We start from the raw sequence: 19,317 nt of genomic DNA on the forward strand, positions 1-19,317 counted from the left end.
ATGGTCTCCGGAAAACGAAAGGCTAAATCGAGCAAAGGCGGCGCGCGCCTTCGGTGAGCGTGTCGTCGTCCTTCGCGAACGAAAGACGGATCAGGCGATTGTCGGTGCCATCGGTATAAAACGCGGACAGCGGAATGGTCGCGACGCGCGCCTCGCGGATCAGCCGAAGCACGAAGTCGCTGTCGCGCTCGTCCGAAATGGCGCTGTAGCGCGCGAGCATGAAAAAGCTGCCCGCGCTCGGCAATAGCTCGAAGCGCGAGCCTTCGAGCGCCTTCGCGAGCACGTCGCGCTTGTGCTGGTAGAACGGCCCGAGATGCAGATAGCTGGATTCGTCCGCGAGCGCCTCGGCGAAGGCCATCTGCATCGGGGTATCGGCGGAAAAGGTCATGAACTGGTGGACCTTGCGGATTTCGGCGGTGAGCGCCGCCGGCGCGAGGCAATAACCGACGCGCCAGCCCGTCACGTGATACGACTTGCCGAACGACGACACGATCACGCTGCGCGCGGCCAGTTCGGGATAACGCGCCATCCCGTGATGCAGCGCGCCATCGAAGACGACATGTTCGTACACTTCGTCCGACAGCACGACGATCTTCGTGCCGCGCGTGAGCGCCGTGAGCCGCTCGATATCGGCGGGCGTGAATGCGCTGCCCGTCGGGTTGTGCGGCGTGTTGACGAGAATCATGCGCGTCTTCCGCGTGATCGCGGCGGCGACTTCGTCCCAGTCGATGCTGAAATCTTCCGGCGACAGCTTGATCGCAACCGGCTTCGCGCCCTGAAGCTGCACGATGGGCGCATAGCTGTCGAACGACGGCTCGAAGTAGATCACCTCGTCGCCGGGATGCACGAGCGCGCTGATCGTCGCGTACAACCCTTCGCTCGCGCTCGCGACGACCGTCACTTCCGTGCCCGGATCGTATTGCGCGCCGTAGAGCTTAAGCGTCTTCACGGCGATCGCCTCGCGCAGCGCGAGCGTGCCGGCCATCGGCGAGTACTGGTTATGTCCTGCCCGCATGGCTCGCGTAACCGCGTCGACGAGCTTCGGATCGCACGCGAAGTTCGGCGCGCCTTGCGACAGGTTCAGCGCATCGTGTTCATCGGCAAGCTGGCCGATGACGGTAAAAATGGTCGTGCCGACATTCGGCAGTTTGGACTCGGGGATGCAGGCGCTTTGCACGGCAGAAGACTCCACTTTGGCATTGCGGCGATTCAACCGCGGCAATAAAGCGCCGACAATCGAAAGTTTGTCATACTAGCCATGCTTGCTGCTCATGGCTACTCGACAAAAACCCGATGAAACCGCTGCCTTCGCTGGACGTGCTGAAGACCTTCCTCGTGGTCGCCCAGAAGCTGAACTTCACGCGCGCCGCAGACCTGCTCAACGTCACGCAGGGCGCGGTGAGCCGGCAAATCGCCGGACTCGAAGCGCATCTCGGCTATGCGCTCTTCGTGCGGCAGGCGCGCGGGCTCGCGCTCACGCATCAGGGAACGCTGCTGGTCGCGCCGCTGCAGCAGGCGTTCGCGCAAATCGGCGATGCGCTCGCCAAAAGCGGCAGCCAGTCCGGCACGCTGCGCGTCAAATGCCCGACCTGCGCGATGCGCTGGGTGCTGCCGCGCGTCATCCGCCTGCAGAACGAGCGGCCGGAACTGGTGGTGGAAGTGACGGCGTCGGTGTCGCATGGCGTCGAGTTCGACGCCGAGCATTTCGATGCCGCCATCGTCTTCGGCGTGCCGGCCGTGGTGTCGTCGATGAAAGGCGTGACCGTGCATCCTCTTTTCGACGAAGTGCTGACGCCCGTATGCGCGCCCGAACTGTGGAAGCCGCGCAGGCACACGACGCCCACGCCAGGCGACCTCGCCGGCAAGACGCTGCTTCATCCGACGCGCGATCGCCGCGACTGGCTGCTGTGGCTCGGCGCATACGGCTACGCGGGCTTGCCATCGGCGAAAGCGCAGCATTTCGATACGCTCGATCTTGCGATGTCATCGGCGATGCAGGGTCTCGGTGTGACCATCGGCGACGTATCGCTGATCGAAGAAGACCTGCGCGCAAGACGCGTGATCGCGCCGTTTTCACTGCGCGTGCCGAGCGGCGCGGGCTATTACCTGGTCTATCCGGAGCGGCCCGCGCCGTCGTCCGCGCTGCGGCAGTTCGCGCAGTGGCTCGACGGCGAGGCCGCGGCCACGCGGAACGCGCTGCACGCTACATCCCGTGTTTCGTGACGATCGTTTCCCACTGTCCGTTCTTTACCTGATAGAGCGTCGAGGACGCATTCTTCAGCGCGCCCTTTTCGTCGAACGCGATCGGGCCGGTGATGCCCTCGAACGATATGCTCTTCAGCACCGGGCGATACACCTTCGGATCGGCGGAGTTCGCCTTCTGCATCGCGTTGATGGCGGCCCATGCGGCGTCGTAGCCGAACGGCGCATACGAGAGGATCGCGACGCCGAAGCGCTTCTGGAATTTGTCGCCGAACGCCTTGCCTTGCGGAAGTTTGTCGAGCGGACTGCCGTATTCCCACGCCTGCGCGCCTTCGGCGGCATCGCCGGCGAGCTTGAGGAAATCGGCGTCCATCACGCCGCCGCCGCCGACGAACTGCGCGTTCACGCCGAGCTGCTTCATCCGCTTGACGACCGCCGCCGCTTGCCGGTCCAGTCCGCCGAAGAAGATCAGGTCCGCGTTCACGGCCTTCAGGCGCGTGAGCTGCGCGCTGAAGTTAACGGTCTGGTTGTCGCTGAATTCACGCGCGACGATATTGCCTCCGTTCGCCTTCACTGCCTTCTCGAACTCGTCGGCTTCGCCCTGACCGAAGGCCGTGCGATCGTCAATGATCGCGATGCGCTTCGCCTTCGTCGTCGTCACCGCGTACACGCCGGCGTTGCCCGCGTTCTGCGCATCGCTCGAGATCACCGTGAAGATGTTCTCGAGGCCGCGCGTCGTGATGGTCGGGTTGGTCGCGGCGGGATCGATCATCGGGATGCCGGCGTTGTTGTAGATCGGCGAGGCGGGCAGCGTCGTGCCCGAATTGAAGTGGCCGACGACGACCGCGACGCCGTCATCGACGAGTTTTTGCGCCGCCTGCACGCCGACGCGCGGATCGGCCTGATCGTCTTGCGCCGCGATCTCGAACTTCGCCGTCTTGCCGCCGATGGTGATTTTTTTGGCGTTGGCTTCGTCGAGCGCGAGTTGCACGCCGTTCTGGAGGTCCTTTCCGTAGCCTGCATTCGCGCCGGTGAGAGGGGCGGCGAAACCGACCTTCACCGTGACGTCCTCGGCTGCAGCCATCATCGGCGCGGCGGCGAACGCGGCGGCGCACGCCGCGATCCATGCAGACTGTTTGAAGCTCGTGCGGATACGCATGGTTTCCTCTCCTGTTGTGGTTTGGCAGTCCGGTCAGACGTGGCCGTTGCATCGCGCATGACCACTGCATGGAACACGATCAATTACCCGCCGGCAAGACGGAGTTGCCCTCGCGCGAGAGCGGCGGACATGGGCAATGTAGGAAGCCAAATTCGCCGCGTCTTGTCGTTTCATCGCGAACGGAATGCGGATTTCGGCACAGGCCCGGCCGCGCGCTTTCGCAGATGCGGCGCGGCGGCGCGGGTTTTTGCGCTTCGTCTCGCGCGACGATTTGTGCCGCGCCTATCGTCGCGATAAAAACGCCGTGCTTGACGAAGTGCATATGCACAGATAGGCTGCATCCATGACAACGAATTCTTCTCCTCTCGATTGCAATTGCTTCGCCATTCGTCAGGCCGCGCGCTATGTATCGCAGCTTTACCAGCGGCATATGAGCGTCGTGGGCATCACGCCGGCGCAGTTCACGCTCATTGCCGCGATTTCCCGCAAGCCAGGCGTGCAGATGGCCGAGCTGTCGGAATCGATGGTGATGGATCGGACCACGCTCGTGCGCGCGCTCAAGCCGCTGCAGCGCGATGGCATCGTCGAGATGGAGCAGCAAGCGCCGAGTTCGCGCGCGGTCGGATTGAAGCTGACGGCGGCGGGCAAGGTCATGCTCGCGCAGGGCTACGAGCAATGGCGCGCGGCGCAGACGGAATTCGAAGCGAAGTTCGGCGAGAAGCGCGCGAAGGCTTTGCGCAAGACGCTCTTCGAACTGACCGAGATGGAATGATCGATTGAACCGTGGCTCGCAGCGATGCGGGCTTTTATATACCGTTTTCAGTGCATATGCACTTCAAGTGGAGGTCGTCATGCAGATCAAAGGAAAGGTCGTTCTCGTCACCGGCGCGAATCGCGGTCTCGGCAAGCAGTTCGTGAAGTCGCTCCTCGATGCGGGTGCAGCGAAAGTCTATGCGGCGGCGCGCAATCCGGGCAGCGTCGATATCGAAGGCGCGAAGGCCATCAAGCTCGATGTGACGAATTCCGCGGAGATCGCGCAGGCCGCAGCGACGTACACCGACGTGCAGATCGTCATCAACAACGCAGGTGCGCTCACGCGCGGCCCGCTGCTCGATCCGGCATCGACACAGGGCGTGCGCGATCTCATCGAAGTGAACGCGATCGGACCGCTCAACGTCACGCAGGCGTTCGCGCCCGTTCTCGGGAAGAACGGCGGCGGCGCGGTCGTCAACGTGCTGTCCGTGCTGAGCTGGGTCGTATTGCCCGATGGCGGCGCGTACAGCGTGTCGAAGTCGGCGGCGTGGGCGGTGACCAACGCGCTGCGCGACGAACTGCGCGCACAGGGCACGCTCGTGGTCGGCGTGCATCCCGGTTATATCGACACGGACATGGTCGCGGAAGTCGCGGCGCCGAAGACATCGCCGGCAAGCGTGGTCGAGCAAGTGCTGGCGGCGGTCGAGCGCGGCGAAGAAGAGGTGCTCGTCGACGACACCGGCCGCGCCGTCAAGCAATCGCTTTCGACGCAAGCGCCGGTCTATATCACCGGCATCCCGCGCTGATCCGGCGTTACCGCTTCGCCGCCTTCTGCATCTCGTCGAAGCCAGCGGACGCTTCCTGCACATCGGGCGGGAAGTCGTCGAACTCCATGACCTGCCGCACTTCGATCGTCTCGTTCGGCGAGCCGGGGCAACGCTTCGCCCATTCGATCGCTTCCTCGCGCGAACTGACCTGAATCATCCAGTAACCGCCGAGCACTTCCTTAGCTTCGGCAAACGGGCCGTCGACGACGCGCGGCTTGCCTTCTTCGAAGCTGACGCGCGCGCCCATCGACGGCGGATGCAGCCCGTCGAGCGCGAGCAGCACGCCGGCCTTCTGCAGCGCTTCGTTGTATTTCATCATCGCGGCGACGGCTTCGGCGCCCGGCATCGTGCCGGGTTCCGCGCTCTCGTAACCGCGCGGGATCATCAGCATCATGAATCGCATGGACGTGCTCCTCGTGGTGGTTCGTCGGGTCATGACGTCACGACGACCGAACCCACGCCGAATCGACATTAAGCGTTTATCCCTATCCGATTCCGGTTGCCATGCGGGCACGTCGGATCAAATAATGTAATCCATTACATCCCGTCCGCCGTCGTGGCGCGCAGCATGTCGGAAACCGTTCGTCCCCGTGAGGAAGTATCGATTGCCGATGTCGCGGCACGCGCAGGCGTGTCCGTCGCGACGGTATCGCGCGTGCTCAACGGCCACACGAACGTGCGCGAGATCACACGCGACAAGGTGCGCGCGGCGGTCGCGGCGAGCGGCTATCGCATCAACGAGCTGGCTCGCAATCTTCGCACGGCCGAGAGCCGCCTCCTCCTCACGATGGTGCCCGACTTCGGCAACCCGTTCTACGCGGCGATCGTGCGCGGCATCGACAGCGTAGCGCGTCAAAATGGTTATTTCATGCTGCTGTGCGATACCGGCGCAGACCCCTTACGCGAACGCAGCTATTTCGACCTGTTGCGGGGACGGCGCGCCGATGGCGCCATCTGTCTCGATCCCGCCGCCGTGCAGAACGCGCTGGCCGACGAGGCATCGACGCTGCCGTGGGTTGCGTGCTGCGAGTTCGATCCCGACGCGGGCGTGCCGTATGTCGGCATCGACAATCATCTTGCAGCGGGCGACGTCGTGCGATATCTGATCGGCAAGGGTCACGAGCGCATTGCGCTGGTCGGTTCGGGCCAGGGCTATCTGTACGGACGGCAGCGGCTCGCAGGCTATCGCGATGCGCTCGAAGCCGCGGGCATCGCGCCGAATCCGGCATGGCGCATCGACCTCGACAGCCTCGACTACGACGCGGGCGAACGTGCCGCCGTGCAGCTCGCATCGCTTGGTCGCGACAGGCCGACGGCGATCTTCGCGGTCTCGGACACGCTCGCGATCGGCGTGATGAACGGCTTGCGCGGCGTGGGCCTGCGCGTGCCGGACGATATCGCCGTCGTCGGCTTCGACGATATCGCCGTGGCGGCGCACGTCGATCCGCCGCTGACGACCGTCGCGCAGCCGATGCAGGCGCTCGGCGAAGCCGCCGCCGATCTGCTGCTCCGGCGCCTGCGCGATCCACGCGCGGATGTGCCGGGCGTGCTGCTGCCGCATCGGCTGATCCAACGAAGGAGCGCCTGACAATGAGCCTTGCCGTGCGCTTTGAGGGAATCGAGAAGCAGTTCGGGCCGGTGCGCGTGCTGCATGGCGTGAGCTTCGATCTCGCGCCCGGACGCATCTATGGCCTGCTCGGCGAGAACGGCGCGGGCAAGTCCACGCTGATGAAGATTCTCGCGGGCTACGAGCGGCCGAGCGCAGGCATCGTGTCGATCGATGGCGCGCGCGCGGACTTCACGAGTTCGCGCGATGCCGAACGCGCGGGCATCGTGCTGATTCACCAGGAGCTGAATCTCGCGGATCATCTGAGCATCACGCAGAACATGTATCTCGGGCACGAGCTGCGCAAAGGCTATTTTCTCGATGAACCGTCGATGCGCGACGAGGCCCGCGCCGCGCTCGCCGAAGTCGGCCTGCACAAGAATCCCGATACCAGGGTGCGCGAACTGATCGTCGCGGAGAAGCAGCTCGTGGAGATCGCGAAGGCCATGCTGCGCGATGCGCGCCTGCTCATCATGGACGAGCCGACGGCGACGCTCACGCCCTCCGAAACGCAGCGCCTCTTCGCGCTGATGGCGCGCCTGAAGGACGCCGGCGCGACCATCGTCTATATCTCGCACAAGCTGGATGAAGTCGAGCGCGTGACGGATGAAGTCATCGTGATGCGCGATGGCCGTTTCGTCGCGCGCGCGCCCACGTCCGACCTGACGCGGCAGCAGATGGCGAATCTGATGGTCGGCCGTGAAGTCTCCGACATGTTTCCGCCGAAGCCCGCCCTTGCCGCCGATGCGCGCGTCGCGTTCGAAGTGGAAGCGGCATCGGTGCCGGGCTGGGCCGATGGCGTGAGCTTCTCGGTGCGCGAAGGTGAAGTGTTCGGCTTTGCGGGACTCGTCGGCGCGGGACGCACCGAATTGTTCGAAGCGCTCGTGGGCCTGCGGACCTTGAGCACGGGACGCGTGTCGATCGCGGGCGAGGCGGCCACGCTGAAAAGCCCGCGCGACGCGATGCGTCACGGCATCACGTATCTGAGCGAAGACCGCAAGGGACGCGGCCTGCACGTTGACATGGCGTTGAAGGACAACCTCACGATGATGACGCTCGAACGCTACGCGCATCCGCTCATCGACAAACGCGCGGAGCGCAATGCGCTCGGCGTCGCGCTGAAGGACTTCGGCATTCGCACGGGCAATGCGGGAAACCGCGCGCGCATGTTGTCCGGCGGGAACCAGCAAAAGCTCGCGCTCGCCAAGTTCCTGCATCCCGATCCACGCGTGATCGTGCTCGATGAACCCACGCGCGGCGTGGATGTCGGCGCGAAACGCGACATCTACTTTCTGATTCATCGCCTCGCCGCCGAAGGGCGCGCGGTAATCGTCATTTCTTCCGAGCTGATCGAACTGATCGGGCTATGCCATCGCGTCGCGGTGATGCGCGCGGGCGAACTCGTCGCGACACTCGGCATGGACCTTCTGACCGAAGAGAGGTTGATCGCGCATGCGACCGGCACACACTGAAGACACCGAACGCGAAAGCCGTTTCGCCGCCATTTCGCGCATCCTGTTCGGCATCGGGCCGCTGCTCGGGCTGATTGCGCTATGTATCGGCGGCACGCTGCTCAACAGCGACTTCGCCACGGTCGATAACGCGATGAACGTGCTCACGCGCACGTCGTTCATCGGCATCATCGCGGTGGGCATGACCTTCGTGATCATCTCGGGCGGCATCGATCTGTCGGTGGGATCGATGGCCGCGCTGATCGCGGGCAGCATGATCTACATGATGAACGGGTTGATGCAGGGAGCAAGCGGCCATGCGGTGCCGCCGCTTCTGATCGTCGCGCTCGGCATCGTGCTCGCGCTCGTGCTCGGCGCGCTGTTCGGTCTTGCGCATGGCCTGCTCGTGACGAAAGGGCGCATCGAACCGTTCATCGTGACGCTCGGCACGCTCGGCGTTTTTCGCGCGCTGCTGACGTGGCTCGCGGACGGCGGCGCGCTGACGCTCGACAATTCCCTCGTCGATCTCTACGGCCCGGTGTATTACGCGAGCCTCTTCGGCGTGCCGGTGCCGATCTGGGTCTTCGCGATCGTCGCGGGAGGCGGTGCGCTCGTGCTGAACCGCACGGTGTTCGGGCGGCACGTGCAGGCCATCGGGTCGAACGAGCAGGTCGCGCGTTATGCGGCGATACGCGTCGATCACGTGAAAATCGCGACCTATGTGCTGCTCGGGTTGTGCGTCGCGGTGGCGACCGTGCTCTATGTCCCGCGCCTCGGTTCTGCGACGCCAACGACCGGCCTCTTGTGGGAGCTCGAAGCGATCGCGGCCGTCGTGGTCGGCGGCACGGCGCTCAAGGGCGGCGAAGGGCGCGTGATCGGCACGGTCATCGGTGCGATCCTGCTATCGGTCATCAACAACATCCTCAATCTCACGAGCATCATCAGCGTGTATCTGAACGCGGCGGTGCAGGGCGCCGTGATCATCTTCGTAGCCTTCTTGCAGCGTGGCCGTCGTTAATAATCGAACAGGAGACATCGTCATGAAGAAACTCTTCCGCGCGCTCACCGCGCTGACGCTCACGGCGAGCGCGTTCGCCGTTGCGCCATCCGCTCGCGCCGCCGACAAGGTCGTGGTGGGCGTCGCCATCCCGACCGCCACGCACGGCTTCACGGGCGGCATCGTCTGGTGGGCGAACGAGGCGAAAAAGGAGCTGGAAAAGGCGCATCCGGACCTGAAGATCATCGTCAAGACGGCGGGCGGCGCGCCCGAGCAGGCGAATCAGCTGCAGGATCTCGTGACCGTCAACAAGATCAATGCGCTCGTCATCTTCCCGTTCGAATCGGCTTCGCTCACGCAGCCGGTGGCGCAAGTGAAGAAGAAGGGCGTGTACGTGACGGTCGTCGATCGCGGCCTGACGGATACCAATGCTCAGGATGCCTACGTTGCTGGCGACAACACCGCGTTCGGCAAGCTGCCCGCCGAGTATCTCGCGAAAACGCTCAACGGCCGTGGCGATATCGTCGCGCTGCGCGGCATTCCGACGACGCTCGACAACGAACGCTGGACTGCCTTCGAAGGCGTGATCAAGCAGCATCCGGACATCAGGATACTGGACGCGAAGTATGCGAACTGGAATCGCGATGACGCGTTCAAGGTGATGCAGGACTATCTCACGCGCTTCAAGCATATCGACGCCGTATGGGCCGCCGACGACGACATGATGATCGGCGTGCTGAAGGCGATCGATCAGGCGAAGCGCACCGACATCAAGGAAGTGTTCGGCGGTGCGGGATCGAAGGAAGCGGTGAAACGCATCATGGATGGCGACAAGCGCGTGCAGGCCGATGTCTCCTACTCGCCGAAGTTCATCTACGACGCGATCAAGCTGACCGCCGAAGCGCGTCTCAAGGGCGACAAGCTGCCGCCGACGACCATCATTCCTTCGGTGCTCATCACGAAGGACAACGCGAAGCAGTTCTACTATCCGAACTCGCCGTTCTGAACGCCAGGCCGGTCACGCGTTGACCGGCATTCTTATCGAGGCGAAAGATGAAGACCATCAAGGGCCCTGCGATTTTTCTCGCGCAGTTCATGGGCGACGCCGCGCCGTTCGATTCGTTGAAGAACCTAGCGTCGTGGGCGGCTTCGCTCGGCTACGAGGGCATCCAGGTGCCTTGCGATGCGCGCCTGATCGATCTCGAGAAGGCCGCATCGAGCGATGCATATTGCGATGATATCCGCCGCACCGTGGAAGATGCGGGCGTCGCGATCACCGAATTGTTGACGCATCTGCAGGGGCAGCTCGTCGCGGTGCATCCCGCTTACGACACGCTGTTCGATGGCTTCGCGGCGCCCCATGTGCGGGGCAATCCGTCCGCGCGGACCGAATGGGCGATATCGCAGCTGAAGCATGCGGCGGCGGCATCGAAGCGCCTTGGATTGAACGCGCATGTCACGTTCTCGGGGGCGCTCGCGTGGCCGTATGTGTATCCGTGGCCGCAGCGTCCGGCAGGTCTCGTCGAAGCGGCATTCGATGAACTGGCGAAACGCTGGCGTCCGATTCTCGATGAGTTCGATCGCGCGGGCGTCGATGTGTGCTACGAGCTGCATCCTGGCGAAGACCTGCACGATGGCGTGACGTTCGAGCGCTTTCTCGCGGCGGTGGACGATCATCCGCGCGCGAACATCCTCTTCGATCCGAGCCACTTCGTGTTGCAGCAGCTCGACTATCTGGCGTTCATCGACATTTATCACGCGCGCATCAAGGCGTTTCATGTGAAGGACGCAGAGTTTCGCCCCGACGGACGGCAAGGCGTGTATGGCGGCTACTCGGGATGGGTGGATCGCGCCGGACGTTTTCGTTCGCTCGGCGATGGCCAGATCGACTTCAAGGCGATCTTCTCGAAGATGGCGCAGTACGACTTCGCAGGCTGGGCCGTGCTCGAATGGGAATGTGCGTTGAAGCATCCGGAGGATGGCGCGCGCGAGGGGGTGGTGTTCATCCGCGATCACATCATCCGCGTGGCGGAGCGTGCATTCGATGACTTCGCCGGCAGCGGCGCGAGCCGGGAGCGAATGCGCGATGTGCTGGGCATCGGAGACGAGCGATGAAACGCGTGCGCCTGGGGATGGTCGGCGGGGGCGAGGGCGCGTTCATCGGCGCGGTGCATCGGATGGCGGCGCGGCTCGACGATCGCTATGAGCTGGTGGCGGGCGCGTTGTCGTCGGATGCGCGGCGGGCGGCATCGAGCGCGGCGGCGATCGGCTTGCCGCGCAGCTATGACGATTATCGCGAGATGGCGCGCATCGAGGCGGGCCGCTCCGATGGTATCGAAGCGGTGGCGATCGTCACGCCGAACCATCTGCATGCGCCGATCGCGACCGCCTTTCTCGAAGCGGGCATTCACGTGATCTGCGACAAGCCGCTCGCCGTATCGCTCGATGAAGGCGAGGCGCTCGCAAGGCTCGCGCGAGAGAAGGGGCTCGTGTTCGCGGTGACGTACACGTACACGGGCTATCCGCTCGTGCGCCACGCTCGCGCGATGGTGCGGCAGGGCATGCTCGGCGATATCCGCGTCGTGCAGGTGGAATATGCGCAGGACTGGCTCTCGTTGCCGGTGGAGACGCAGGCGAACCGTCAGGCGGCGTGGCGCACGGACCCGTCGATGGCGGGGCCGGCGGGCTGTCTCGGCGACATCGGCACGCACGCGTATCAGCTTGCCGAATACGTGACGGGAATGCGGCCGTCGGAGCTATCGGCGGAAGTGACGACGTTCGTGCCCGGGCGGCGTGTTGACGATCACGTTCAGGCGATGCTTCGGTATCCGAACGGAGCGCGCGGCATGTTGTGGGCGAGTCAGGTTGCGGCGGGCGAAGAGAACGGCTTGCGCTTGCGCGTGTATGGGACGAAGGCGGGTCTCGCGTTCGATCAGCAGTCGCCGAATGAGTTGTGGTTCACGCCGGTCGGCGGGACGTCGCGGCGCCTGACGCGCGGACGGGTGCAGGGCATCGAGGCGCAACATGCGACGCGCGTGCCGGCAGGGCATCCGGAGGGGTATATCGAAGCGTTCGCGCAGGTTTATACGGACGCGGCGGCGTGTATTGCGAGCGGGACGACTCAAGGGGATGACTGGTTGACTACCGTCGAGGATGGGGTCGCGGGGTTGAGGTTCGTGGAAGGGGTGTTGAGGAGTAGCCGGAGTGATGGGGCGTGGGTCGGCATCGATTGAAAAACGGGGCAGCTTTCGGCTGCCCCGCTCCTTCAACGGTTCAGGTCATCACGCCCAATTCGCGTGATAACTCCCCGCCTTGTCCGTCCGCTCGAACGTATGCGCGCCGAAGAAATCGCGTTGCGCCTGCACGAGATTGGCCGGCAGCCTTTCCGACCGATACGCATCGAAATAAGCGATCGCCGACGAGAACGCGGGCACCGGAATCCCCGCCTTCACCGCCGCGACCACGACATCGCGCAACGCATCCTGATACTTCGCCGCGATATCGCTGAAATACGGATCGAGCAGCAGATTCGCGAGGTCCTTGTCAGCCGCGTAAGCATCCGTGATCTTCTGCAGGAAGCGCGCACGGATGATGCAGCCCGCGCGGAAAATCTTCGCGATCTCGCCGTACTGCAGGTTCCAGTTGTACTCATCCGATGCCGCGCGCAACTGCGCAAAGCCCTGCGCATACGACACGATCTTCGACAGATACAACGCACGACGCACCGATTCGATGAACGCTTCACGATCGCCATCGAACTTCGGCGACGGGCCGGAGAGCACCTTGCTCGCCTTGACGCGCTGATCCTTCAGCGACGACAGCACGCGCGCAAACACCGCTTCGGTAATCAGCGGCAACGGCGCGCCGAGATCGAGCGCGTTCTGGCTCGTCCACTTGCCGGTGCCCTTCTGCGCCGCGCGGTCGAGAATGACATCGACGAGATCCTTGCCCGTCTCATCGTCCTTCTTCGAAAAAATCTTCGACGTGATCTCGATCAGATAGCTGTCCAGCTCGCCCTGATTCCACTCGACATACACCTTGCCGAGCTCGTCGTTCGACAAGCCCGCCACGCGCTTCAGCACGTCATAGCTCTCGGCGATCAACTGCATGTCGCCGTACTCGATGCCGTTGTGCACCATCTTCACGAAGTGGCCCGCGCCGTCCGGACCCATGTACGCGACGCACGGCTCGCCGTCCGGCGCCTTCGCCGCGATTTCGTGCAGGATCGGCGCGACGAGTTCGTACGCTTCCTTCTGCCCGCCCGGCATGATCGACGGTCCCTTCAGCGCGCCTTCCTCGCCGCCCGACACGCCCGTGCCGATGAAATGCAGGCCCGACTTCGCGAGGTCCTGATTGCGGCGGATGGTATCGGTGAAATGCGTATTGCCGCCGTCGATCAGAATGTCGCCTTTTTCGAGCAGCGGACGCAGTTGCGCAATGGTCTCGTCGGTGCCCGCGCCGGCCTTCACCATGAGCAGAATGCGGCGCGGCGTTTCGAGCGATTGCACGAACTCTTCGAGCGTGTACGTCGGCACGAGCTTCTTGTCGGAATGTTCGGCAATCAGTTCGTCGGTTTTGGCGCGGCTGCGGTTGTAGACCGAAACGGCGTGCCCGCGGCTCTCGATGTTCAAGGCCAGATTGCGGCCCATGACGGCGAGGCCCACCACGCCGATAGCTTGTTTGCTCATGCTTGATCTCCGAATGACCGAAGCGCCTGCCGCTCGTGGCGCGGGCGCTTCGGATGAAAACTGTCGATGGATGCGGCGCTCGCGCGCCACGGTGCGTCCTGGATTCGAACGACGCATGTCCAGTGGGCGAGCGCAGACCGCCCGAATTTACCACTTTGAGCCGCATCCGGCAGCGGTCGCGACCGCGCGCGCGTGCGGGCATCGGCATAGAATGGACGCCCCTGACCGTATCGCATTCTTCATGGCGCTGTCCCGGCGCACACGAGCGCATCACTATTCGGTTTATGTCGTCGAACTGTCGGACGCCGTCTGGAACGAGGCGCGCTTTCGTCGCGCGAACCCGGATTACGTGCCCGGCAAGCCGTTCGTCTATGTCGGGATGACGGGCATCGACCCGGACGTGCGTTTCGACAAGCACAAGGCCGGCATCCAGTCGAACCGGTTCGTGCGGGACTTCGGGCTGCGCCTTCTGCCCCATCTGTACGAGATGTACAACCCGATGCCCTACGACGGCGCACGCGACATGGAAGTGGAACTCGCAATCGGCTTGCGCGAAGCGGGCTATGGCGTGTGGCAGGCTTGAGCGAAACGGACAATCGACAACAAGGAGCGAGGCATGCGGATTCTGGTAGTGGGCGCGGGCGCCATCGGCGGATATTTCGGGGCGCGGCTGCTCGAAGCGGGCCGCGACGTGACGTTTCTCGTGCGCGAGCGGCGTGCGCAACGGCTGCGCGACGGCGGCCTGAACGTGCGAAGCCCCGAGGGCGATGTGCGTTTCACCAATCCGCCGATCGTGCTCACGCAGGATATCGACAAGCCGTTCGATCTCGTGCTGCTCAGTTGCAAGGCTTACGATCTCGACAGTGCGATCGATTCGCTGGCGCCCGCCGTCGGCCCGGATACGGCCATCCTGCCGCTCCTGAACGGCATGGCGCATCTCGATGCGCTCGACGCGCGCTTCGGCGCGGACAAGGTGCTGGGCGGCCAATGCGTGATCGCGGCGACGCTCGATGCTCACGGCGCAATCGTTCATCTGAACACGATGCAGTCGATGACCATCGGCGAACGCGCGGGCGGGCGGTCAGCGCGTATCGATTCGATCGGTGAGCAACTGGCCGGCGCGCGCTTTGAACTGAACGTCACCGAGAACATCCTGCAGGCAATGTGGGACAAGTGGGTTTTCCTCGCGACGCTCGCCGCCGGAACCTGTCTGATGCGCGCGCCCATTGGCGATATCGTGGCCGCGCCCGGCGGCGAAGCGCTGCTGCGCGGGCTCTTCGAAGAATGCAGCGGCGTCGCCCGTGACAACGGTCATGCGCCGGGCGAAGCGGTGATCGCGCGCTCGCGCACGTTCTTCTCGGAGCGCGGCTCGCTGATGACCGCGTCGATGCTGCGCGACATCGAAAACGACGCGGCGATCGAAGCGGATCATATCGTCGGGAATCTGTTGGCGCGGCGAAAGGCAGCGGTGGATGGAACGTCGTTGCTGGCGGTCGCCTACGCGCACTTGAAGGCGTATGAGGCGCGGCGCGGGCGTGCGTCGAAAGGCTGAGCAATTGCGAGAGGCGCACCTGACGCTGTACGCTTGCCGCTTTCTCGCCTTTTCTTGCGCGCCATGCATCAGAGCGACACGCCCCGGCCCACCATCGCCGAAATCTTCATCGGCTTTCTGACGCTCGGCCTCACGGCGTTCGGCGGCGCGCTGCCGCTTGCACGGCGCGAAATCGTCGAGCGCCGCAAATGGCTCGATGCCGACGCGTTCACCGATCTACTCGGGCTCTGCCAGTTTCTTCCGGGCGGCAACGTCATCAATCTGTCGGTGGCTATCGGCATGAAATTTCGCGGGCTGCCCGGCGCGCTCGCGGGCTTGCTCGGGCTGCTGGCCGGGCCATCGCTGGTCGTGATCGCGCTCGGCGTGATCTATCAGCGCACGCATCACGATCCGCGCGTCGCGCATCTGTTCGCGGGCCTCGCGGCGGCCGCGGCGGGACTGCTGGTCGCGATGTCGGTCAAGCTCATGTGGCCGCTTCGCAAGAAGCCCGAAGCCGCTGTCGTCGCGCTCGCGATGTTCGCGGCCATCGCCCTGTTCCGCACGCCGCTGCTCCCGTCCATGCTCGTGCTCACGCCGGTTTCGGTACTCATCGCATGGAAGGTGCGCCGATGAAAGACGATCTTGTCTCCCTCGCCGCGATCTTCAGCCAGTTGTCGCTGCTCGCATTCGGCGGCGGCAACACCATCCTTCCCGAAATGCAGCGGCAAGTCGTGCAGGTCCATCACTGGATGACCAAAGCCGACTTCTCCGCGCTTTTCGCGCTCGCGCAGGCCGCGCCCGGACCCAACATGATGGTCGTCACGCTGATCGGCTGGCACGTCGCGGGATGGCCGGGCGTGCTGATTACATCGGTTGCGAAGTTCGGGCCGTCATCGCTCGTGACGATCGCCGCGCTGCACGCGTGGGAGCGCTTCAAGGACCGTCCGTGGCGGCGTTACGTGCAGCTCGGACTCGTGCCGGTCACCGTCGGGCTCGTCGCGGCGAGCGCGCTGCTGATCGCGGAAGCGTCCGATCAGACCGCGATGCTCGCCGGCATCACGGTCGCCGTCGCGTGGCTGGCTTACCGGACGAGGCTGCATCCGCTGTGGCTGCTCGGGGCCGGCGCGCTGATCGGCCTGACGGGATTCGGGCAGTGAAGCACGCGCGGGCTGGCAGGTTTTCTGCTGCTTCGCGAGACAACGAACGCACGAGGACAGCGCCATGAGCATGACCACCGAATATGCGAAGACCGCGCCCGACCGCAGCGAAGTTGACGCCCTCACCGGGCCCACGGTCGTGGAGTTCGGCACCGACTGGTGCGGGTACTGCCGCGCCGCGCAGCCGCTGATCGCGCAGGCGTTTCAGGCGCATCGCGGCGTGCATCACATCAAGATCGAGGACGGCAGCGGCCGTCCGCTCGGCCGGTCCTTCCGCGTCAAGCTCTGGCCGACGCTCGTCTTCATGCTCGGCGGCAAGGAAGTCGCGCGCCTCGTGCGCCCCGGCGATGCCGGCGAAATCCGCGACGCGCTCGCGCTCATCGACGAGCCGCTCGCCGAATGATGGCGAGTTAAGGGTTATCGCCGAAGAGACACGCGCGGCGTCGACTTGTATGATGACCCGATGACATTGCACACCACGCCGCCGCGCATGTTCGAGAAGATTTCGCCCCGTGCGCTTTCCGATACCGTCGCGCAGCAACTTCAAAAGCTGATCGAGAAAGGCAGTTTCGCGGCGACCGGCAAACTGCCGAGCGAAGCCGTGCTCGCGCAGGAATTCGGCGTGAGCCGAACGGTGATCCGCGAGGCCGTGTCGCGTCTCAAGAACGAAGGCATGGTCGAGCCGAAGCAGGGCAGCGGCGTGTTCATTGTCGAGCGGGCGGGCATCCGGCCATTGCGCATCGATTACGCGCAGGCCGTCGAGCCGGGCGCGGTCGTGCAGATTCTCGCGCTGCGGCGGGCTATCGAAGCCGAGGTCGCCGCCGAGGCCGCCACGCGCCGCACCGATGCGCACCTCGCCGCTATCGACGCGGCGCTCGCCCGCATCGACGAAGCGGTGCGCGCTGGCCGCGATGGCGTCGCGGAAGACGTGGCGTTTCATCGCGAGATCGCGAACGCGACCGGCAATCCATATTTCCTCAAGACACTCGCGTTCCTGAATCAGTATCTGGAGGCGGGCACGCTCGTCACGCGCCGCAACGAGGCGCTGCGTGAGGACTTCTCGCGGCAGGTGCGCGAAGAGCACGCCGCAATTGCCGACGCCATTCGTGCGGGCGATCCGGCAGCGGCGCGTCACGCCGCCCAGACGCATCTTTACAACGCCGCGCGCCGTCTCGCGGAAGCCGGCATCCGCTAACCATCACTCGAAGAGAATCGCCATGTCCAGAAACGTGGGAGTCATCGGCTTGGGCGCAATGGGACTGGGCGTCGCGCGCTCGCTGTTGCGCGCGGGGTTCGCCGTTCATGCGTGCGATGTGCGCCGCGACGTGCTCGACGCCTTCGCCGCGGAAGGCGGCATCGCATGCGCGTCGCCGGCGGAGCTGGGCGGCAAGTGCGATGTGGTCGTCACGCTCGTCGTCAACGCGGCGCAGACGGAAGCCGTGCTGTTCGGCGATGACGGCGCCGTACCCGCGATGAAGCCGGGCGGCGTCGTGCTCGCCTGCGCGACGGTTTCGCCGGCTTTCGCGGTGGAACTCGGCAAGCGCGTGGAGGCGGCGGGCCTGCGGATGATCGACGCTCCCGTTTCCGGCGGCGCGGCCAAAGCGGCATCCGGCCAGATGACGATGATGACGTCCGGCCCCGCCGATGCCTACGCCGCATGCGAAGACGTGCTCGAAGCGATCGCGGGCAAGGTGTATCGGCTCGGCGATGCCCACGGCGCGGGATCGAAGGTGAAGATCATCAATCAATTGCTCGCGGGCGTGCACATCGCGGCGGCCGCCGAAGCGATGGCGCTCGGTTTGCGCGAGGGCGTCGATCCGGACGCGCTCTACGATGTCATCACGCACAGCGCGGGCAACTCGTGGATGTTCGAGAACCGCGTCCCGCACGTGCTGTCGGGCGACTACACGCCGCTTTCCGCCGTCGATATCTTCGTGAAGGACCTGGGCCTCGTGCTCGATACGGCGCGCACGTCGAAGTTTCCGCTTCCGCTGTCGGCGGCGGCGCATCAGATGTTCATGATGGCGTCGACGGCCGGCCACGGCGGCGAGGACGATATCGCGGTCATCAAGATCTTTCCGGGCATCGAGGTTCCGAAAACCGCGAAGTGACCGCAGCGCCCGGCCTGCCACGACAACACATGCAAGGAGAACGCAATGCCCCGCTTCGCCGCCAATCTCACGATGATGTACCCGGAACACGCGTTCCTCGACCGCTTCGCCGCCGCCGCGAAGGACGGCTTCGAGGCGGTCGAATTCCTGTTTCCGTATGACTTCCCCGCCGCCGAGATCAAGACGCGCCTGAGCGATAACGGCCTCGCGCAGGCGCTTTTCAACGCGCCGCCGGGAGACTGGGCGGCGGGCGAGCGCGGCATCGCTTCGTTGCCGGGGCGCGAGGACGAGTTCAGGGCGAGCGTCGATCGCGCGCTCGAATACACGGCGGTGCTCGGCAACCCGAAGCTGCACGTGATGGCGGGTCTCATTGGGCCGCAGCAGTCGCGAGACGAGCATCGCGCGGTGTATCTGAAGAATCTCGACTACGCGGCGAAAGCGGCGCGGGGCGCGGGCATCGGTATCGTGATCGAGCCGATCAATACGCGCGATATCCCCGGCTTCTTTCTCAATCGTCAGGACGAAGCGCAGGCCATCTGCGATGAAATCGGCGCGCCGAACCTGCAGGTGCAGTTCGATATCTATCACTGTCAGATCGTCGAAGGCGATGTCGCCGTCAAGCTCAAGCGCGACATGAAGCGGCCCAACGCGGGCATCGGACATATTCAGATTGCGGGCGTGCCGGATCGCAACGAGCCGGACATCGGCGAGATCAACTATCCGTATTTGTTCGACCTGATCGATTCGCTCGGCTACGACGGATGGATCGGCTGCGAATATCGTCCGAAGGCGGGCACGTCCGACGGCCTCGGCTGGCTCAAGTCCTATCTCTGAT

At 64.5% G+C, this 19,317-nt stretch carries 21 protein-coding genes; 17 read left to right on the forward strand and 4 right to left on the reverse strand.

From position 1 onward, the window contains the following. Positions 1-22: 22 nt before the first annotated feature. Positions 23-1,177, reverse strand: a complete 1,155-nt coding sequence (locus P9255_RS04165) for a methionine aminotransferase (protein WP_309789184.1) — start codon at positions 1,175-1,177, stop codon at positions 23-25. A 116-nt stretch (positions 1,178-1,293) separates the two neighbouring features. Here P9255_RS04165 and P9255_RS04170 point away from each other — a divergent pair, with 116 nt between their 5' ends. Next, positions 1,294-2,223 (forward strand): LysR substrate-binding domain-containing protein, encoded by a 930-nt coding sequence (locus P9255_RS04170; RefSeq protein WP_309765657.1) that lies wholly within the window; start codon positions 1,294-1,296, stop codon positions 2,221-2,223. Here the strand turns inward: P9255_RS04170 and P9255_RS04175 are convergent. Next, complete coding sequence (locus tag P9255_RS04175; RefSeq protein ID WP_309789185.1) at positions 2,204-3,361, reverse strand: branched-chain amino acid ABC transporter substrate-binding protein; 1,158 nt, start codon at positions 3,359-3,361, stop codon at positions 2,204-2,206. The two genes, P9255_RS04170 and P9255_RS04175, sit on opposite strands and share 20 nt — an antisense overlap. A 343-nt stretch (positions 3,362-3,704) precedes the next feature. On the opposite strand from P9255_RS04175, the gene P9255_RS04180 reads away from it, so the two are divergent. Continuing rightward, positions 3,705-4,133: a MarR family winged helix-turn-helix transcriptional regulator gene (locus P9255_RS04180; RefSeq protein WP_309789186.1), complete on the forward strand. Its 429-nt coding sequence runs from the start codon at positions 3,705-3,707 to the stop codon at positions 4,131-4,133. A 79-nt stretch (positions 4,134-4,212) separates the two neighbouring features. Continuing rightward, positions 4,213-4,920, forward strand: coding sequence for an SDR family oxidoreductase (locus tag P9255_RS04185; RefSeq protein ID WP_309765660.1), 708 nt, complete (start codon positions 4,213-4,215; stop codon positions 4,918-4,920). A 7-nt stretch (positions 4,921-4,927) separates the two neighbouring features. Here the strand turns inward: P9255_RS04185 and P9255_RS04190 are convergent, their stop codons facing one another. After that, complete coding sequence (locus P9255_RS04190; protein WP_309765661.1) at positions 4,928-5,344, reverse strand: YciI family protein; 417 nt, start codon at positions 5,342-5,344, stop codon at positions 4,928-4,930. A gap of 165 nt (positions 5,345-5,509) precedes the next feature. On the opposite strand from P9255_RS04190, the gene P9255_RS04195 reads away from it, so the two are divergent. Genes P9255_RS04195 through P9255_RS04220 form a run of 6 tightly spaced genes read left to right on the forward strand, consistent with a single transcriptional unit; the run spans position 5,510 to position 12,228 of the window. Further along, positions 5,510-6,529 carry a LacI family DNA-binding transcriptional regulator gene (locus P9255_RS04195; RefSeq protein ID WP_309765662.1) on the forward strand — a complete coding sequence of 340 codons (1,020 nt, stop codon included), beginning with the start codon at positions 5,510-5,512 and terminating at the stop codon, positions 6,527-6,529. 2 nt (positions 6,530-6,531) lie between these two features. Beyond that, complete coding sequence (locus P9255_RS04200) at positions 6,532-8,019, forward strand: sugar ABC transporter ATP-binding protein (RefSeq protein WP_309765663.1); 1,488 nt, start codon at positions 6,532-6,534, stop codon at positions 8,017-8,019. After that, a complete protein-coding gene (locus P9255_RS04205) occupies positions 8,000-9,016 on the forward strand; it encodes an ABC transporter permease (RefSeq protein WP_309765664.1) in 1,017 nt (338 codons plus the stop codon). Before P9255_RS04200 ends, P9255_RS04205 begins: the two co-directional genes overlap by 20 nt. A gap of 22 nt (positions 9,017-9,038) precedes the next feature. After that, complete coding sequence (locus P9255_RS04210) at positions 9,039-10,001, forward strand: substrate-binding domain-containing protein (protein ID WP_309765665.1); 963 nt, start codon at positions 9,039-9,041, stop codon at positions 9,999-10,001. A 47-nt stretch (positions 10,002-10,048) separates the two neighbouring features. Next, the gene (locus P9255_RS04215) at positions 10,049-11,110 is read left to right on the forward strand and encodes a sugar phosphate isomerase/epimerase family protein (RefSeq protein ID WP_309789187.1); all 1,062 of its coding nucleotides are present in this window, start codon (positions 10,049-10,051) and stop codon (positions 11,108-11,110) included. Beyond that, positions 11,107-12,228 (forward strand): Gfo/Idh/MocA family oxidoreductase, encoded by a 1,122-nt coding sequence (locus P9255_RS04220; RefSeq protein WP_309765667.1) that lies wholly within the window; start codon positions 11,107-11,109, stop codon positions 12,226-12,228. The genes P9255_RS04215 and P9255_RS04220 overlap by 4 nt, the downstream gene beginning before the upstream one ends. 48 nt (positions 12,229-12,276) lie before the next feature. Here P9255_RS04220 and gndA read toward each other — a convergent pair whose 3' ends face one another. Further along, the gene (gndA, locus tag P9255_RS04225; RefSeq protein ID WP_309765668.1) at positions 12,277-13,683 is read right to left on the reverse strand and encodes an NADP-dependent phosphogluconate dehydrogenase; all 1,407 of its coding nucleotides are present in this window, start codon (positions 13,681-13,683) and stop codon (positions 12,277-12,279) included. A 211-nt stretch (positions 13,684-13,894) separates the two neighbouring features. On the opposite strand from gndA, the gene P9255_RS04230 reads away from it, so the two are divergent. From P9255_RS04230 to otnI, 8 genes are all read left to right on the forward strand, one after another. Further along, a complete protein-coding gene (locus tag P9255_RS04230) occupies positions 13,895-14,266 on the forward strand; it encodes a hypothetical protein (protein ID WP_309765669.1) in 372 nt (123 codons plus the stop codon). 33 nt (positions 14,267-14,299) lie between these two features. Continuing rightward, the gene (gene panE / locus P9255_RS04235; protein WP_309765670.1) at positions 14,300-15,235 is read left to right on the forward strand and encodes a 2-dehydropantoate 2-reductase; all 936 of its coding nucleotides are present in this window, start codon (positions 14,300-14,302) and stop codon (positions 15,233-15,235) included. Positions 15,236-15,298: 63 nt separating this feature from the next. Next, positions 15,299-15,847 (forward strand): chromate transporter, encoded by a 549-nt coding sequence (locus P9255_RS04240; protein ID WP_309765671.1) that lies wholly within the window; start codon positions 15,299-15,301, stop codon positions 15,845-15,847. After that, positions 15,844-16,371, forward strand: coding sequence for a chromate transporter (locus P9255_RS04245; protein ID WP_309765672.1), 528 nt, complete (start codon positions 15,844-15,846; stop codon positions 16,369-16,371). Before P9255_RS04240 ends, P9255_RS04245 begins: the two co-directional genes overlap by 4 nt. A gap of 64 nt (positions 16,372-16,435) precedes the next feature. Next, positions 16,436-16,774, forward strand: a complete 339-nt coding sequence (locus P9255_RS04250; protein ID WP_309765673.1) for a thioredoxin family protein — start codon at positions 16,436-16,438, stop codon at positions 16,772-16,774. Positions 16,775-16,861: 87 nt separating this feature from the next. Beyond that, positions 16,862-17,566, forward strand: coding sequence for a FadR/GntR family transcriptional regulator (locus P9255_RS04255; RefSeq protein ID WP_309766756.1), 705 nt, complete (start codon positions 16,862-16,864; stop codon positions 17,564-17,566). Positions 17,567-17,588: 22 nt separating this feature from the next. Beyond that, the gene (gene ltnD, locus P9255_RS04260; RefSeq protein WP_309765674.1) at positions 17,589-18,482 is read left to right on the forward strand and encodes an L-threonate dehydrogenase; all 894 of its coding nucleotides are present in this window, start codon (positions 17,589-17,591) and stop codon (positions 18,480-18,482) included. 45 nt (positions 18,483-18,527) lie between these two features. Then, complete coding sequence (gene otnI / locus P9255_RS04265; RefSeq protein ID WP_309765675.1) at positions 18,528-19,316, forward strand: 2-oxo-tetronate isomerase; 789 nt, start codon at positions 18,528-18,530, stop codon at positions 19,314-19,316. Position 19,317 lies beyond the last annotated feature (1 nt).

Source organism: Caballeronia sp. LZ019 (assembly GCF_031450825.1).
In the GTDB taxonomy this organism is placed as follows: Bacteria; Pseudomonadota; Gammaproteobacteria; order Burkholderiales; family Burkholderiaceae; genus Caballeronia.